Source organism: Floccifex porci (assembly GCF_009696175.1).
Lineage (GTDB): Bacteria > Bacillota_I > Bacilli_A > Erysipelotrichales > Erysipelotrichaceae > Floccifex > Floccifex porci.
This window is the reverse complement of record NZ_VUMM01000008.1, coordinates 18,621-36,170: the sequence shown is the minus strand read 5'-3', so window position 1 is coordinate 36,170 and position 17,550 is coordinate 18,621. Positions and strand designations below refer to the sequence as shown.

Sequence of the window (17,550 nt, the reverse complement as noted above, 5' to 3'; positions counted from 1 at the left end):
TATTACATTTAAAGGAGAGAAGAAATGTTAAAAAAAGCTTTACAAGGGGCCATATCCGCTTCCATGTTGTTAAATGGAATGATTGTATATACGCCTATCGTACTGAATGCCCAGGAAAATAAGGCAAAAAGTACACAAACACAAAATGTTTTAAGTCTAGAATCTAGAATTCCTAAAGTGGTTATCGAAAATAATGGAGGAGATAATTTTCTAAGATTGGCAACGGTACAGGGACAAACCAATTTTACATTCAGTGCCGATGTTACTTTTACCAATCCAAATGAACAACAATCCGCTGCTTTGGTATTTGGAATACGAAGTGACAATACAAATGATTCATTAAAAGCCAATGTCCATGGAAAAATTGACTGGAACGTTCCAGCACGTGTTTGGGGATATGGACTTGATAGTGATTTGGGTTGTCCTGGGAAAAATGGAAGTGCGAATACTTTTTTTAAAGACAATTCTATTGATTTAACGTCAACATTTAATATGAAAGTAGTTGTACAAAATAAACATTTACAGTATTTCATCAATGACAAATTAGTCTGTGAAGGCGATTTAAATGACAATTATAATGGTGGAGATTTTGGTTTTATGACCTATTCCTCCACGGCTGAGTTCTCGAATATCCTTATTCAGGGAGATTCATTAAAACAAGGTTATGCCAATGTAGAAGGGACAACCATCTATGGGTTACCAGGAGATGCACATGCCCTGTTAAGTGGAGTAGAATCTGTAAAAGCTTTTACATACGAAGCTGATGTCAATCTGATCAATGGAGGCTGTGCCGCTTTAACTTTTGGAATTCAGGATTTCAATAATCCAGGTGCCAGCTGGTTAGGTGCAAACTTTAATTTTAATGATCTGAACGGAGCTGGACAGATTCGTGTATTCAGTGTGAATGGTGCAGGTATTGGAGAAAACAATTCATATACACCAATTAAAGATATTGACAAAACACAACCAATTCATATGAAACTGGATGTAACGGAAGAAGGTATTGTCACTTTCTCAGTGGGAAATAATGATGCTAATACGCATACAGTATCTACTACACTCACAAATTATACAGGTGGATATTTAGGGGCTTTGGCATTTGATAGCAGTGCTTCTTTTTCCAATATTACAATGACAACGCCAGTAGAGGCTTCTCCATACGAAACCAATTTTGTCAATGTTGGATCGAGTCCAATGACAGTTGATGGAAATAATATCACACTGGCAAATTCAGGTGGCGATCACTTTGCGATGTTGGATACAGAAAAGGCCAATGACTTTATCTGGGAAGCGGATTTACAGTTTACTGGAACAAATGCCATTCAATCTGCTGGGCTGGTATTTGGTGTTCAAAATAAATCGAATCCAGGCATGAAATGGTATTGTGCTAATTTGGATTCTCAAAGAATGGGGAAAAATGATTTCTTCCGTGTTTTTGGTACGGGCTTCAGTGATACAGGTATGACAAATGAGACCAAAAATAATATGAATATTGATATCAGTCAGCCTCTTCATTTAAAAGTGGAAATGAGTAAAACAGGAGAATTTACATATTCATTTAATAATGTCGGTTCCTCTAATGTTTCTACAATTACAGGAACAATTTCCAACTGGGAAGGTGGCTATGTTGGTTTATTGTCCTTTAATTCTCAGGCAACATTCTCCAATGTACAGTTCCTTGATCGTAGCGATTTCTCAAGTGATTTGACAAGTCTGGAATTGGATGAAAGATTTAAAACAAATCTAAGTAATCTGGCTTATAACAATGGAACATGGGAAATTAATGAAAATGGTTTATATAGCGATGCCACAGATAAGGGAGATGCTTTCCTGGTTTCAGAAGTAACAGGAACAAATTTTGTGTATCAGACAGATATCAAATTTGATTCTGATAAAGGGTGTGCAGCTTTAGTATTCAGAAGCAATAACGATTTATCTACAAAAGAAGCTTATGCGGTCAATGTCAATGCCGAAAATGGAAATGTCAAGTTCTGGCGCTGGCAGGCTAATAACGCCAATCAGCTGATTGCTGAAAAAACAGTGGGAAAAGCGGATACGTATACATTAAAAGTTGTCGCCTATAATGAATGGATTCTATATTATGTCAATGACCAGTTAGTAGCCAGTCTGGGAGACTATACACTTCAAAGAGACAATTTAGGACAGACAACGATATTGACTTCTGGTTACTTTGGATTGTTGAACTTTAATTCAAAAGTCACTTTCCAGAATACATACTATAAAGAATTTGATGATAGCTTTAATCCATTGTTGTCCAATATTACAGTGGAAACAGACAAAGGAACTCGTGCCATTACGGATTCTTCACAGTTCCGTTCAACAGAACCAATGCTTCTTCAATATGTAGAACACGAAGTAGAATCGGTAAAATTGAATTGTACAGGAAATGATTCTGTCATTATTAAAGATGAAAATGGAAATCAATATACAACTAATGATAGTATTCCAATCAAAGATGGTATTAATTATTTAACAGTTATTTCAACGGCTGAAAAAGATGGAATGAGTGCACAAGTTGTCTATCGAGTGAATGTGCATCGCTATAAAGATGATGAAATCTACTACAATGAAACGTATCGAGACCAGTATCATTATTCAGTTAAAGAAGGATGGGCGAATGATCCAAATGGTTTAGTATACTACAATGGGGTTTATCATATGTTCTATCAGTTCTATGATGATACAGTATGGGGACCTATGCATTGGGCCCATGCCACTAGTACAGATTTGATTCACTGGACAGATCAGCCTATTGCGCTGTATCCAGATGCCAATGGTGCCATGTTCTCTGGATGTATCGTCGTAGATGAAAATAACACATCTGGTTTATTTGAAGATAATACAGGTGGATTGATTGCCTTCATTACAGCGGATGGAAATGGGCAAAGAATTAAAGTTGCAACTTCAAAAGATGGAAACACATGGACAAAAACAGATTTAGTTGTAGCCGACTGGGTCAACGATCCATTGAATGTACCAGACTTCAGAGATCCAAAAGTATTCAAATATGAAAATAAATGGTTTATGGTTGTAGCTGGTGGACCACTTCGTATTTATTCTTCAACTGATTTGATTAACTGGGAATGTGAATCCACTTATGCTGATCTACATACAGAATGCCCGGATTTATATCCAATCCAATATCAGGAAGAAACAAAATGGGTATTATCCAGAGGTGGACGTTACTACAAGATCGGTGATTTTAAAGAAGTGGATGGAAAATGGACATTTGTACCGGATGAAGCCTATAAAACAAGTGATGGAATCATGAACTTTGGAAATGATTCCTATGCGGCAATGACATATTATGTACAAGACTTTGGAACAAAAGAAAATCCAACAATTCCAGAATTGGTGGAACTTAACTGGATGAATACATGGGCAGATGGCTTCTGTAATGCAGTAGCGAATACAGTGGGACAGGATTTCAATGGAACGTTCAATTTAAATCTGCAACTTGGATTAACAATGGATTCCAATGGAAATTATATTCTGACACAAACACCAGTCAAAGAATATGAAAGTCTAAGAGATACTAAAAAAGCTATTACATTGAATAACGAAACAATCAGTGCCTCCAATGATTTATTCAAAGATTTCAATGAATCTTCTTATGAAATTGTAGCGCATTTTATGCCAGGAGAAGCAACAACAGAAGTTGGATTCAATGTACGTGTTGGAAATGGTGAAAAGACAGTTATCAAATACAATTTGAACAATGAGACATTCACCATTGATCGAAGCCAGTCAGGAACGATCATTCGTTCCAGTCTGAATGTGATGAATCAATCCAATGTGACAAGAAACAGCGATGGAAGCATTGATTTACATATTTATGTTGATCGTTCCAGTGTAGAAGCCTTCACATCCAATTACAGTGTAACAGGAGCTGCACAGATTTTCCCATCTGCTACAAGTAATGGATTAGAAGTTTATTCATTAGGACAGGATAGTAAAGCGGATATAACAGTGTATCCAATGAAAACCATCTGGACAGATAAACAGACACCAACAAAACCAGTGGATATTGGTTTAAGTAGCACAAATGTACATCTATATACTTCTGATACAGCAACAATCAATGCATGGCTGGTACCAACGGAAGTCGAAAGTGAAATCAGTGTAGAATCTTCTGATTCCAAGATCGTAAAAGCATCCATTGAAAATGGTGTCATTACATTAAAAGGTATCTTAAAAGGAGAAGCCACTATTACAGTTAAAGCCGGTGATATCACAAAAGAAATTAAAGTAACGGTTGCGAATAATAATTTTAAGACAAATGTTAAAGACTTAGAAGGTGTATCTGGTAACTGGACAATTGAAGAAGATGAATTAAAAGTGTCTAATACAGGAAATAATGACTACTATTTATCACAGTCTCCACTGGCTTCCCGTGAATACACAATCGCCTTTGATATTAAATACGATAAGGGACTGGTCAATGCGTTTGTAGCTGCGCCAAATGGAAGCAATCCACATGATAATGGAGGTGCTTATTCAGTTCAGCTCACAAATGGAACAGAAGTTCGTCTGTTTGCCTTTGGTGGTGGAAATTATGCCACAGGAACATTAGACAAAGCCATCAATGACAATGCATATCATCATGTACAGATTCAAAAGACAAACAATCAAATTATCGTAATCATTGATAATCAGAAAGTCATTGAACATACTTTTGATTCCACAATGGATTTCTTCAATGAAAATCCACATGTTGGATTGGGATTATGGGATGGAAATGTTTCCTTTAAGAATTTTATAGTCAAAGACAGCAGCTGGAATACTTTAACAAGTCTTGTAGAAGAAACAATTGTCGAAGAAAACTATACAACACAGAGTGCACAAGCTTATAAAGATGCCATCTATAATGCGAAACAAGCATTAGGAGATGAAACAAGTACACAGGAAGAAATAGCACAACATATTCAATCCATTGAAGAAGCTAAAAAACAATTGGTAAATGTACAGGCTTTAAAACAAGCAATGGATATCTCTACTTTAAATAAAGATGAATATACATCTAAGTCTTGGAAGAATTTGGAAAAAGTACTTCAAAATGCACAAAGTTATCTGAAATCTGGTACACAGGAAGAAATCGATGCTTGTATTAAAGATTTACAGGAAGCTAAAAATGCTTTAGTTAAGAAACAAAAAGAAGATCCAAAACCTTCTAATGATAAAGAAAGTCAATCCAATAAAAAAGATACAAACACAGGTGTAACATCACACTTAAAAGTATGGACAACAGCTATGGTTTCTAGTTTAGCAGGTATTGCAAGTATTTTAGTCTACAAAAAGAAACATCGTAAATAAGAAATAAAGGATCTGGAATTATCCGGATCCTTATTTTTTCCAAAGAAGCTTGGAATTTTGAATAATTTTTTGGAGATCTATTTCATTCATTGACTCAATACCTTCATAATCTCCTGCAAAATAATAGACTTCATCAATTTCATCTGCATTTTTATCTTCTGGACATAGAATTAATTCAGAATATATTTCTTCATTCGTAGTTAATGCATCCCATTGTGAATTCTTAACAAAAAAGAATAAATAATCTTTTGAAGAAATTGAAACTCTTTTAATGGTAGCTTCATAAATGCGACTCCCTTGAAGACGAGTTGTTAGAGAACCATTGATCATAGAAACAGAAACACAATTATCTGGATTCACAATTTCAATTTCATTTTTTAAACCTGTCATAATTCCAAAACCGAGAACAAATAATAAAACAATAGAAGATAATCCAATTAAAATTTGTTTATAAAGTATTTTTTTCTTAACCTGTTTCAAAGATTTAATTCTTTGAGATTCATGATAATCATGAATATCTTCTTGTTTCAAATTGCACATAGAATCATATATTTCTTTACAAATTGAACACTGAGACAGATGATCTTCGACAATTTTTTTACTTTCCTCACTACAGATTTCATCTACATACAACGGAAGTAAATCTTGAATAATAGAACATGGATATTTCATTTTAACACCTCCTTTATTTTACATTTTGCACATTATACGTGACACGAGCCCAGCTTTCAGTTTTACCAAAGAATAAAGAAATATCTTTAAAAGATAAATTCGAAAAAGTTCGCATCCAAAATACTTCTTTATAGGGTTCTTCCATCTCATGAATTATTTTATAAATTTGAAGAACTTGTTCTTTTTTTGATCTTTTTTTCTTCAATGGATTCATCAAATGGAATTTGTCCTAAAGAATAATCTGCATAACGAGTTTGTTTTTTGGCTAATGTATAATATGTATTTTTAGCAATCTGACAAAGCCAGACATTTATTTTACAATCCCCTCGAAATGAATCAATTTTCTTTAGAGCCTTAAAAAAGTTTCCTGTGTAATTTCTTCTGCTAAGGATTCATCTTTACATAAAGTAAGAACAAATCGAAAAACAACATCAAAATAATCACAGTAATCTATTCAAAATCATCCATTTCTACACCTCTTTTTCTTTCATCTCTATGACATATTAAAATACAGTTTGTTACAAAAGAATTTAAAAGAAATGATGAAGACCAAAAATGTCTTCATCATTTAGTTTTAAACATTATATTTTTGTTTCAATGCCAATCCAATGATTCGATTTGTTTGGTCGGCCATAAATAGTGGAATATTTAGTACATCATCATCTAGTTTTAGATTGTCAAGAGAAAAACGTATACGCAGTTTTACTTTATCAGGAAATAATTCTTTGAATTTCTTTAAACTCTTGCTGGATGTATTCGCTTCGGATTTTACTTCAACTGGAAAAATATCATTTTCACGTTGAATAAGAAAATCTACTTTATAAGGAGGATTCGTCTGTGTCCAATAGCGAGGCATAACTTCAAATTGTGTTATTAAAGTTTGTAGAACATAGTTTTCAGACAATGCACCTTTGAATTCAGTGAAAAGACGATTGCCTTCTTTAAAAGAAGTAGGAGCAAGCTGTGCTAAACGACGAAGCAATCCAACATCAACTAAATAAATTTTAAAAGCAGATAGATCGTCATAAGCTGAAATTGGAAGACCGGGAGCTGTACTACGATAGACTTTTTGAACCAATCTGGCATCAACCAGCCATTGCAAAGCATTTTCGTATTCGCGAGCCCTTGCTCCTTCTTTAACAACTTTGTAGATAAATTTTTTATTTTCCCTGGATAATTGAGATGGAATGGATTTCCATATCATGGAAATTTTTGGAAATTCCTTGACATTTGGATGTTTTGCAAAATCACGTTCATAAGCCCTGATGATATCGGATAAAGCTTTCTGCATAGCTTCAATATCTCTTGCTTCTGTCCACATTTTAACAGATTCGGGCATACCACCTGTTACATAGTACATTTTTAATTTTTCGTATAAAAGATTGAAAAAAATATCAGGGATGGGTTCAATAGAATCCACAGATTCTAAATATTCAACTAAATTTCTATCGCCATTCGCTAATAAAAATTCAGTGAACGTCATAGGATCAATTTGCATGAAATTAACTTTTCCAACTGGAAAAGAAGAAGGCTTTGCCAAAGCAATTCCAAGTAAAGAACCGGCACAGGCAATATGATATTGTGGTGCATTTTCACAAAAATATTTCATGGAATTAATAACATTTGGACAATCTTGTACCTCATCAAAGATGATGAGAGTTTTTTCTGGAATAATTTTCTGTTCACTGGCCATCATAAGATTTTGTAAAATACGATTTACATCTTTTGTAGTTTCAAAAAACTGTTTATATTCTTCATTTTCATCAAAGTTGAAATAAGCTGTATTTTCATAATAACGCTTTCCGAATTCTTTCAAAATCCAAGTTTTTCCCACTTGTCTAACACCTTTTAAAATTAATGGCTTACGATAGTTGGAATTCTTCCATTTCAGTAAATCATTTAAAATAAATCGTTCCATATAACCGCTCCTTCACATTATTATTAATAAAAGAAAACTAAAATGAAACATTAATTATTAAAAGAAATATTGTTTGGTAAAAATAATGTGCAATTACGTTTAGTTGCATTGATAAAAAGACATTGATAAAATAAAAAATATGAAAGACAAATTTAGAATTATTGAATGTATGATTGTTGTTATATCTTTATTACTTGTATTAACAGGATACTCTTTTCTACAAAAATCATCTTTCTTTTTTTTACAAAATCAAACAAAAGAACCTATTAAATTTGGGGCTACATATATGACGATGAATAACCCATTTTTTGAAGTCGTTAACGATGAAATTGAAAATGAAATCAAACAAAGAGGGGATGTACTTTATACAATGGATCCTGCTTTAAGTGTAGACAAACAAATTGAACACATTCAACGTCTTATTCAAATGGATATCGATGTTTTGTTTGTCAATCCTATTGATAATACAAAACTCCATGACGTATTAGAAGAATGTCGAAAAAAAGGTATTATTGTCATTGCCGTAGATACGAATTTAGATTCCAATGACTATGTCAGTTATACAGTTACATCGGATAATTATTTAGCTGGTGTTTTAGCTGCACAAGACATGATGACACAAAAAGAAAGTGCGAATATAGTATTATTAGAACATTCACAAACAGCTTCGGGTTCGTCTCGTATTCAAGGTTTTGTGGATACCATTGAATCGCATCCTGAATATAAAATAGTTGCCAGGAAAGAATGTGAAGGCCAATTGGAAAATGCGATGCCATGTATTTTTTCTATATTAAATGAAGACATTTCTTTTGATGTGATAATGGCTTTAAATGATCCAAGTGCTTTAGGTGCTATGGCTGCCTTAGAAGATTATGGAAGAGAAGATGTACTGGTTTATGGAGTGGATGGAACGCCTGAAACAAAGGTATTAATTAAAGATGGAAAAATGCGAGCCACTTCGGCTCAATTTCCTATTCAAATGGGACAGAAAGCCATTGAAATTGCATACCAGTTACTGGAAAAGAAACCATTAAAAACAAATGAAACAAAAATCTCAGTAACCTTGATTACATCCGAAAACATTAATGACTTTTCATTGGCGGGGTGGCAATAATGAATACGAAAAAAATGAATTACAAACATTTTATTTTTGTCTTATTTCTGGTTTTAGTTTGTATCAATTTCATTCATATAGAATTTATTGGAATGGTTATTTATGCTACGACAAATAAAATAATTGCTACCCAGCAAGCCAGTGAATTTATTCAAACCATAGGCGCTATTCCATATTTTTCTTATACACAAACTATCGTATTAGTAAATATTTTCTTTTTTCTATTTGTTGCACTTATGTTTATTGAAAAAAGAAATACAACTACGCCTATACAAAGTCGAATACTAACAAGTTTATCTTTTGTGTGTTGCGCTTTGATTGTTTACTTTTTACAGCTTTCAAGTAATTCCATTGTATTACTTTTCATTGTTTTTATTTTATATCAGCACAGAGACAATAAAGACTTATATATATTTTTAGGATTGGCTATTTTATTATATATGATATCCAATTCCAATATATTACCTATTATTCATCCCATTCCTTTAAGTGAATATATTTTATGGTATTCCAGTAAAGGGAAATTGGTTTTGAATTTTATTGATAGTGCATTAAATACATTGAATATGATTCTCTTTATTTTGGAAATCTTTTCAATAATGGTTTTTGAATTAGATGAAAACAAGCGTATCAAAGCTTTGAATGAAGAACTCCAAAATTTAAATAAACAATTAGAAGAATATGCGATTCTACAAGAAAAAATGGGAGAAACCAAAGAACGAAATCGATTGGCTCGTGAAATCCATGATACTTTGGGACATACATTAACAGGACTATCTGTAGGAATTGATGCAGCCATTGTGATTATGGACATAGATAAAGAAGCTACCAAAAAACAGTTATCAATTTTATCGCAAACCGCTCGTCAAGGTTTAACCGATGTTCGTCGTTCGGTTGAAAAATTAAGACCCGATGCTTTGGAAAGATTTACTTTAAAAGAAGCATTAGAAAGACTGATTCTTGATTTTGAAACAGTATCCAATGTGAATATTAAATTTGTATATCACATCGATACTGTTAGTTTTCAACAAGATATGGACGAAGTTATTTATCGAATTGTACAAGAAGGCTTGACTAATGCGATTCGACACGGAAAAGCTAAAAATATTTTTGTATCTTTTGCGTATGAAGACAATAAATCCAAATTAGTTATCATCATTGAAGACGATGGAATTGGTTGTCAGCATATAGAAGAAGGATTTGGATTACATCACATGAAAGAGAGAATTGAAATTCTACAAGGTCGTTTACAAGTATATGGATACGATGGATTTATTATTATTGCCGAAATTCCATTAAGAACAGGAGACATCACATGATCAAAATTATTATCGCTGATGATCAGCAACTACTTCGTGAAAGTTTAAAAATTATTTTAAGCAGCAATCCCAATTTTAAAATCATTGATTTAGTCAGTAATGGAAAAGATGTATTAACCAGCATTGAAAAAGAAATTCCTGACATAATTTTAATGGATATTCGAATGCCAGAAATGGATGGTGTTAATTGTACAAAAATTATCAAAGAAAAATATCCACAAATCAATGTCATCGTATTAACGACTTTTGATGACGATGAATATATCTATAATGCCTTAAAATTTGGAGCCAGTGGCTATTTGTTAAAAGGATCGTCTTTAGATGAATTAAGCAAAGCCATTCAGACGGTTTATGAAGGAGGAAGCATCATCCATCCAAGAGTTGCTGCCAAAGCTATCAAACTTTTCAGTGAAATGGCGAATCACGAAAACAAACAAGAGCCTGTCTTGCGTCCACAAGGAAATGTATCTGATTTATCTAAAACAGAATGGAAAGTTATTGAAAAAGTAGCGGATGGCTTATCAAATAAAGAAATTGCAATGCATTTACATTTTTCAGAAGGAACCATTCGAAACTATTTGAGCGTGATTCTAGATAAACTTCAATTACGAGATCGAACACAATTGGCCATCTGGTATCTACAAAGTGGAAAAACAATGGACAAAAACTTAGAACGAGGCCAGTATGAAACAAATCACTAAAATTGGCTTGGCTTTTGCGATTGTTATCAGTGCATTAATATTTGTGAATTATCAATCCCATAAAACCATCACCATAACTTTTGGCATGTTTGCAGGTAGTAACTGGGATGTTCCAAATGGCAATTGTTACCAAATCTATGAAAATGCCATTGCACGTTTTGAAAAAAAATACCCTAATGTGAAAGTAGAACTCATTTCTGGAATTACTAAAGATGACTATGTGGAATGGATTCTGGAAAAATCTTTGCAACAAGATATTCCCGACGTTTTTATGGTGCCTTCGGAGAGTTTTGATATGTTTGCACAAACTGGTTTATTATTGAATTTAGAATCGTATATGAATGAAATTAATGAAAATGTATTTTATCAATCAAGTTTAAAAGCCGGACAATATAAAGATTGTCAATATGCATTGCCATTTGAAAGTGTACCCACTTTAATGTATGTCAATAAAACATTATTAGAACAAGAAAACATTGATTTTCCTGTTAATACATGGACATGGTCTGATTTTTATACTATTTGTGAACAAGTCACAAAAGATACAGATGGAGATGGGTATCTGGATCAATTTGGTGTCTATGGCTATGACTGGTTATTGGCAGCGCATTCCAATAATTGTGAAATTATGGATGAAAATGGAAATCTTCATTTAAATTCTACAGAAATGGTTGAAAGCATAGATTTTATGAAAAAATTAGTTGCTCTTAATCAAAATATTGAAGTTAATTCACAAGATTTTGATGAGGGAAAAGTGGCTTTCTGTCCGATGAAATTCAGTGAATATCGTGCTTATAAACCCTATCCATGGCGTGTAAAAAAATATTCCAACTTTGAATGGGATGCTCTTATGCTTCCAGCTGGAACACATGGAGACAACACATCTCAAATTAATACACTTTCCATGGGGATTTCTCGTTTTAGTTCGAATAAAGAAATTGCATGGGAATTTTTAAAAGAATTAACATATAGTGAAGAATGTCAAAACGAAATTATTACATTATCTCAGGGAGTTCCTGTTCTACAAAACGTAGCAAGTTCAAAAGAAACGATGGATTTATTGTCCGATGACAGTCCAGGAGATTCTAACTTTCAGTTTATCATGTTAGATGAAGTAATGAAGCAAGGAACACCAATGGATTTATTTACTCAATATGATGAAATCATATCGCAAATTGATGCAGAAATATATCGCATTGTTATCAATCACAGTGATAATACGTTAATGGAATTAACTGATATACAACAAAAAATTCAGACAAAATAAGGGACAGTTATCGATTGGCTGTCCCTTTATTTATAGAGTTTTCAATATAACGATGGATTGCTTCAGGTGAATCTAAATTAACAATTTGCTCAATGCTCTTTTTCTTGGAGAAGATTTCCAGAACATCATTTAAAATACCAAAGTGTTTTGTTTTATCTTTGGCACATAATACAATAATGATTCGTGCAGCTTTTCCATTTGGAAAATAAATCGGTTTTTTAAATGTAGCTAATGATACATCCAATTGTTTAACACCATTTTCAATAGCAGAATGAGCCAATACCAGATCATCAGCTAAGAACATGTGCAAACCTTTTTCTTTCTGGTCGTTGATAATGGATTGAACGTATTTTTCTGTGATCGAGTCTTCATCTATCAATGGCTGACAGGAAATACGAATTGCCTGTTCCCAATCGACAATTTGATGAATACATAAAATATGATTTGGTGTCAGAAAATTTATCAAACTGTTTCCGTGTCTTTTTGTATGGACTTTCTGTACTTGTATACTGGAATAATATTCTTGCAGGTTCTGACGAAAATCATTGATTTGAGAAGGATGAATATAATTTTTCGCGATGTTTATGATGTCATCAATCTGCATTTTCGCTCTTGGTTCCGTTGACATACAGTTTCTTAGAATCGCAACCCGATCCTGATCGGTCAAAATAGGATGAACGACTATCAGCTTTTTTTCATTCAATAAAACAACGGTTGAAATAACTACATCAAAATCATGGTTAGGGGTGTAGCTGCTTAAAGGCAAATTGGTAATTTCTGTTGCCTGAGGAACTAAATTGGAAACTTCCTGACGCAACATATTTCCTGTACCAATGCCACTCGGACAAATAATTAGAATTCGAAAATGTTCTTTATTCTTCTTTTTTTGTGGCATGAAAGCACCAAAATGAAGCGTTAAATAGGCAACTTCTGCATCAGAAATAAGAACATCCAATTGTTTTTCTAAAGTTAAACAAGCCTTTTTTGTAAGGTTGAATAAATCAGAGTATTCTGTTTTGATGCTATCTAACATTGGATTTCCCAATTGAATTCCATAACGATAGCGATATAAAGATGTTTTTAAATGTGCACTGATCGCATTAATGAGTTCTTCTTCCTTGTCATAATAGAAATAAGAAATACGTTCAAATTCTTTTACCAGATTTTTTGCGATAATATAGGTTTCACCATGTTCTTTCATAACATTAACGGGAATGGTTTGAAGCCGGGAACCTAATAAATGCAAAGTGACATAGATTTGTTCGCTATTTTTCAATTTTGGAAAATATTCATGAACAAGCTGATATTCTTTCGTTTCAATAATTTCTTCAATATCCATATCGGAAAAATTAAGTTCATCGTTACGATTTTCAATACTGGATATAAAAACAGATAATGCAGGAAGGATTCCAGTTACATATTCAGCCTGCAATTCTTTTTCTATGGATCTTAATAAATATAAATTCTTTTTATTTTTTACATCATCGGACTGGAAAAGCTGATTTTTTTCATGGTAGCTCCATAAATGATTTGGAAACAGCATGAAGAATAAAGCTCTTTTTTTAATGATATCACCTATGATGCGATAACCTGATTTTATATCATAACTTAGATTTAAACTGTATTTTGATAATAAATTATCTACACTTTTTAAATCATTGATGATGGTATTTCGAGAAACCTGACATTCCTGAATGAAATCATCAATATATAAAGGGTGGTCACGTACAATGATATAACAGATGATAATCATAACTCTTTCTTCTGGTGTATAGACCAGTAAAGAATCATTTGTTTGATTTAATACTTTTTGAATGGCTAAGGATTGTTGTTTGTTGATCAATAATCCTTTACCTCTTTCTTGAATCAAAGGATCGATGTTGTTGGATTCCAGCCATTCATTTATTTTTGAAATATCATAATATACACTGCGTTTTGAAACTTGAAGTTCATCAGCAAGATCCTGAATTTTTAAGTATCCAGATGTATACATGATGATGTTTAATATTTCAAGACACCTTTTATCAAGGTTATAAATTACTGACATGAACATTCCTCCTTTAAACCAATAATTCTTTAATCTTTTTGTGATAAGGGGTTCCTTTTAAATTGTTCTTGGCTTTATTTAAAAATAAGCTGGCTTCTTTTTTATTTCCTGAATTCAAGTATTGAATTCCAATAAAATATTGAAGCATCCCCTGATCGTTTTTATCACTTTTTTGTTCCAGCATGGATTTTAAGAAGTCAATGTCTTCACTTTTTTTCTCGATAATAATACGATAAAGCATTTGATCGTATTGGATTTCTTCTGGTTCTCCACTCATTTCAATATATTTTAATAGATCGGTACACGTGGAAGCATCTTCTGCTTCAATGAAATAGAAGAATGTCAGACTCGCGACCTGATAAGCTTGTTTGGGATTTAGTTTCGAATGAAGCATTTCTGTGCTTAAAGTTTTTATCATTTTAACATCTTTTTGAGATATATAAGTTCTTAATAGATTATAATTTCTTTCGTATTCAGAAAATAGTAATTTATATAAAGTTGATCGATTCATTTGTTCGATGGCTTTTGTATATTGACCATTGTATAACTTTTTTAATATTGAATTCCATATAAAACTTCGGATTATAAAGGGAATTGCGATGGAACACAAACAGAGCGTTAATAGAATTAATATAGGTAAGGCTTCCATAAATAGACCTCCTTCTATGAAATAGTTTATCAATGGTGTTTGTTTAAATCGAATCCATTTTGTTTCAAATATTTGTGCAATTTTACTGAATTGTCTAACATTATAATACATAAAAAATGCATATTTTGCACAAATTAGTGAAACCATTTGCATATTTGCAAAACAATGCGACAAAAAATAAACAGTTGCACAAAAAATAGAAATTAATTGGCCTTGTATTGCAAAAGATTGTCTAGGATAATGCTAGTGAAAAGAGGAGATGATTGAGATGCTTAGTTATTTGCTGAAAGAAGAGAATTGTTTTATTAAAGAAAGTGTGAAGGATTGGAAAGAAGCGATTCATGTTGCCTGTGAATCAATGATTGAACAAGGATATTGTACACAGGAATATGAAAAAGCCATTTTTGATAGTACAGAACAATATGGGCCCTATTATGTACTGTGTGAAAATTTAGCTTTGATCCATGCCAGTAATCATTCAGGAGTGAATGAAACCCAGATGGCGGTTACTTTATTAAAGAATCCGATCAAGTTTACTCAGGATGGTTATGATGTTCGCATACTTGTCACTCTTGTCGCAAAAGACAAAGAATCTCATATGGCAGGAATTGTTGCGGTTTCAAATATCTTCTCTGATGAGAAAAAGATTCAAACATTATTGGATGCGAAAGATGGAAAAGAAATCTATAGAATCTTTTCTGAAAATTCTTAAATCGCATTCTACAACTAGAAGGAGAAAAAGATGTTAGATTTTATTATTAATATTTTATCGACACCTGCAATCTTAGTTGGTTTGTTAGCTATGTTAGGTCTAGTTTTACAGAAAAAACCAATTGAAGTTGTTATTAAGGGTACAGTTAAAACCATCGTTGGTTTCTTAGTGTTAAGTGCAGGTGCTGCATTCTTACAATCTGGATCATTAAATGCATTCGGTGACTTATTCAACTATGCATTTAATATGCAGGGAGTTGTTCCTAACAATGAAGCTATTGTTTCACTGGCATTAAATTCATTTGCTACAGATACAGCTTACGTTATGTGTATTGGTATGATTGCTAATATCGTATTGGCTCGTTTCTCTAGATGGCATTATATTTTCTTAACAGGACATCATACATTATATATGGCATGTATGTTAGCTGTTATTTTAAATGTTGGTGGATTGGAAGGATTCCAGTTATGGATTGCTGGTGGATTGTTACTTGGATTCATCATGTGTGCTTCTCCAGCTTACTGTCAACCAACTATGAAGAAAATTGTTAAGACAGATGAATTAGGATTTGGTCACTTTGGTGGTTTAGGATACTGGTTCTCTGCACAATGTGGAAAATTATTTAAAGGAAGTAAATCAACAGAAGAAGTTAACTTCCCACAACGTTTAACTTTCTTACGTGATACAACAGTTGCCATCGGGTTAACTATGGTTGTGTTCTTCTTAATTGTTACAGCTGTTGCGGTAGGTCGTGGAATTTTATCTGCCGATGCAGAAACAATTTTAGCTTCTTATCCTAACTTAGGTGGATTATTAAATATTGGTGCTGAAACACAAACACATTGGGCAGTTTGGGCTATTACTTGTGGTTTAAGCTTTGCCGGTGGTGTTAATATTATTTTAAGTGGTGTACGTTTGATCGTTGGAGAAATCGTTCCAGCATTCCGTGGAATTGCTGAAAAACTGGTACCAGGTGCAATTCCTGCAATCGACTGTCCAGTTGTATTCCCTTATGCTCCAAATGCTGTATTGATCGGATTCCTTGTTTCATTCGTAGGTGGAATTGTTGGTTTATTCGTATTAGCAGCTATTAATACAGCGCTTGTGCCTGTAGCATTAATTTTACCAGGAGTTATTCCTCATTTCTTCTGTGGAGCAACAGCTGGTGTATTCGGAAATGCAGAAGGTGGATTAAAAGGATGTGTATTTGGAAGCTTTATGCATGGTTTACTGATCACTTTCTTACCAGCTATCTGTATGCCAGTTATGGGAAGCTTGAACTTTGCTAACTGTACATTCTCAGACGCTGACTTCTCATGGATGGGAATCGTATTTGGTAATATTGCTCAATTTGTACAAGGAACAGGATTATTCATCGTTTGTATCGTAGTATTCTTGTTACCTATCGTTTATAACTTTGTTGCTCCTAAAAAAGAAGCCAAAGAAGCATAGTCATTTTAAATAGGAAACTATTTAATATAGAGAAAGGAGATACTTTCATGGCTATTCGTAGCATTATGTGTTGTTGTGGACAGGGATTAGGAAGCAGTATGATCGTAAGCATGAATGTTGAAAAAGCATTAAAAAACTTAGGGATTACTGGAGTTTCTGTGGATCATACTTCATTAAATGAAATCTCACCAGATTTGGCAGATTTATTTGTTGTTGGTTTTGATCTGGCACCTCAAATGACAGCATATCCAAACAAAATTGTTTTAAATCAGTTAATGGATATGAATGAAATCACAACAAAACTAAAAGAAGTTTTTGACAAACAATAATCAGTGAAAAAGAAGGAGGTAAAACCTTCTTTTTCA

General features: G+C 33.0%; 12 protein-coding genes. 8 read left to right on the top strand and 4 right to left on the bottom strand.

What is annotated here, in order from left to right:
• Positions 1-24 precede the first annotated feature (24 nt).
• A complete protein-coding gene (locus FYJ50_RS05445) occupies positions 25-5,334 on the top strand; it encodes a GH32 C-terminal domain-containing protein (RefSeq protein ID WP_154460076.1) in 5,310 nt (1,769 codons plus the stop codon).
• A 30-nt stretch (positions 5,335-5,364) separates the two neighbouring features.
• Here FYJ50_RS05445 and FYJ50_RS05440 read toward each other — a convergent pair whose 3' ends face one another.
• Both FYJ50_RS05440 and FYJ50_RS05430 read right to left on the bottom strand, forming a co-directional pair.
• Positions 5,365-6,006, bottom strand: coding sequence for a zf-HC2 domain-containing protein (locus FYJ50_RS05440; RefSeq protein WP_154460075.1), 642 nt, complete (start codon positions 6,004-6,006; stop codon positions 5,365-5,367).
• A 574-nt stretch (positions 6,007-6,580) separates the two neighbouring features.
• Positions 6,581-7,924: an ATP-binding protein gene (locus FYJ50_RS05430; RefSeq protein WP_154460074.1), complete on the bottom strand. Its 1,344-nt coding sequence runs from the start codon at positions 7,922-7,924 to the stop codon at positions 6,581-6,583.
• A gap of 139 nt (positions 7,925-8,063) precedes the next feature.
• On the opposite strand from FYJ50_RS05430, the gene FYJ50_RS05425 reads away from it, so the two are divergent.
• Genes FYJ50_RS05425 through FYJ50_RS05410 form a run of 4 tightly spaced genes read left to right on the top strand, consistent with a single transcriptional unit; the run spans position 8,064 to position 12,325 of the window.
• Positions 8,064-9,038 (top strand): sugar ABC transporter substrate-binding protein, encoded by a 975-nt coding sequence (locus FYJ50_RS05425; RefSeq protein WP_235900934.1) that lies wholly within the window; start codon positions 8,064-8,066, stop codon positions 9,036-9,038.
• Entirely contained in the window at positions 9,038-10,357 is a 1,320-nt protein-coding gene (locus FYJ50_RS05420; protein ID WP_154460073.1) for a sensor histidine kinase, read from the top strand. The genes FYJ50_RS05425 and FYJ50_RS05420 overlap by 1 nt, the downstream gene beginning before the upstream one ends.
• Positions 10,354-11,058 (top strand): response regulator transcription factor, encoded by a 705-nt coding sequence (locus FYJ50_RS05415; RefSeq protein WP_154460072.1) that lies wholly within the window; start codon positions 10,354-10,356, stop codon positions 11,056-11,058. Before FYJ50_RS05420 ends, FYJ50_RS05415 begins: the two co-directional genes overlap by 4 nt.
• Positions 11,042-12,325 (top strand): ABC transporter substrate-binding protein, encoded by a 1,284-nt coding sequence (locus tag FYJ50_RS05410; RefSeq protein WP_154460071.1) that lies wholly within the window; start codon positions 11,042-11,044, stop codon positions 12,323-12,325. The genes FYJ50_RS05415 and FYJ50_RS05410 overlap by 17 nt, the downstream gene beginning before the upstream one ends.
• A gap of 7 nt (positions 12,326-12,332) precedes the next feature.
• On the opposite strand, the gene FYJ50_RS05405 is transcribed toward FYJ50_RS05410, so the two are convergent.
• Together FYJ50_RS05405 and FYJ50_RS05400 are read right to left on the bottom strand one after the other, a co-directional pair.
• Entirely contained in the window at positions 12,333-14,372 is a 2,040-nt protein-coding gene (locus tag FYJ50_RS05405) for a BglG family transcription antiterminator (protein WP_154460070.1), read from the bottom strand.
• 13 nt (positions 14,373-14,385) lie between these two features.
• Positions 14,386-15,132: a hypothetical protein gene (locus tag FYJ50_RS05400; protein ID WP_235900933.1), complete on the bottom strand. Its 747-nt coding sequence runs from the start codon at positions 15,130-15,132 to the stop codon at positions 14,386-14,388.
• Positions 15,133-15,289: 157 nt separating this feature from the next.
• On the opposite strand from FYJ50_RS05400, the gene FYJ50_RS05395 reads away from it, so the two are divergent.
• From FYJ50_RS05395 to FYJ50_RS05385, 3 genes are read left to right on the top strand one after another with little or no spacing between them, the layout of a single operon-like run.
• Positions 15,290-15,733, top strand: a complete 444-nt coding sequence (locus FYJ50_RS05395; protein ID WP_154460068.1) for a PTS sugar transporter subunit IIA — start codon at positions 15,290-15,292, stop codon at positions 15,731-15,733.
• A gap of 30 nt (positions 15,734-15,763) precedes the next feature.
• Positions 15,764-17,185, top strand: coding sequence for a PTS ascorbate transporter subunit IIC (locus tag FYJ50_RS05390; protein ID WP_154460067.1), 1,422 nt, complete (start codon positions 15,764-15,766; stop codon positions 17,183-17,185).
• A gap of 47 nt (positions 17,186-17,232) precedes the next feature.
• The gene (locus FYJ50_RS05385) at positions 17,233-17,514 is read left to right on the top strand and encodes a PTS sugar transporter subunit IIB (RefSeq protein ID WP_154460066.1); all 282 of its coding nucleotides are present in this window, start codon (positions 17,233-17,235) and stop codon (positions 17,512-17,514) included.
• The last annotated feature ends 36 nt before the right edge of the window (positions 17,515-17,550 follow it).

What these genes read in the sequence shown, in the direction of transcription:
- FYJ50_RS05445 (WP_154460076.1), top strand. Translation starts at nt 25, where the DNA reads ATGTTAAAAAAAGCTTTACAAGGGGCCATATCCGCTTCCATGTTGTTA.
- FYJ50_RS05440 (WP_154460075.1), bottom strand. Translation starts at nt 6,006, where the DNA reads ATGAAATATCCATGTTCTATTATTCAAGATTTACTTCCGTTGTATGTA.
- FYJ50_RS05430 (WP_154460074.1), bottom strand. Translation starts at nt 7,924, where the DNA reads ATGGAACGATTTATTTTAAATGATTTACTGAAATGGAAGAATTCCAAC.
- FYJ50_RS05425 (WP_235900934.1), top strand. Translation starts at nt 8,064, where the DNA reads ATGAAAGACAAATTTAGAATTATTGAATGTATGATTGTTGTTATATCT.
- FYJ50_RS05420 (WP_154460073.1), top strand. Translation starts at nt 9,038, where the DNA reads ATGAATACGAAAAAAATGAATTACAAACATTTTATTTTTGTCTTATTT.
- FYJ50_RS05415 (WP_154460072.1), top strand. Translation starts at nt 10,354, where the DNA reads ATGATCAAAATTATTATCGCTGATGATCAGCAACTACTTCGTGAAAGT.
- FYJ50_RS05410 (WP_154460071.1), top strand. Translation starts at nt 11,042, where the DNA reads ATGAAACAAATCACTAAAATTGGCTTGGCTTTTGCGATTGTTATCAGT.
- FYJ50_RS05405 (WP_154460070.1), bottom strand. Translation starts at nt 14,372, where the DNA reads ATGTCAGTAATTTATAACCTTGATAAAAGGTGTCTTGAAATATTAAAC.
- FYJ50_RS05400 (WP_235900933.1), bottom strand. Translation starts at nt 15,132, where the DNA reads ATGTATTATAATGTTAGACAATTCAGTAAAATTGCACAAATATTTGAA.
- FYJ50_RS05395 (WP_154460068.1), top strand. Translation starts at nt 15,290, where the DNA reads ATGCTTAGTTATTTGCTGAAAGAAGAGAATTGTTTTATTAAAGAAAGT.
- FYJ50_RS05390 (WP_154460067.1), top strand. Translation starts at nt 15,764, where the DNA reads ATGTTAGATTTTATTATTAATATTTTATCGACACCTGCAATCTTAGTT.
- FYJ50_RS05385 (WP_154460066.1), top strand. Translation starts at nt 17,233, where the DNA reads ATGGCTATTCGTAGCATTATGTGTTGTTGTGGACAGGGATTAGGAAGC.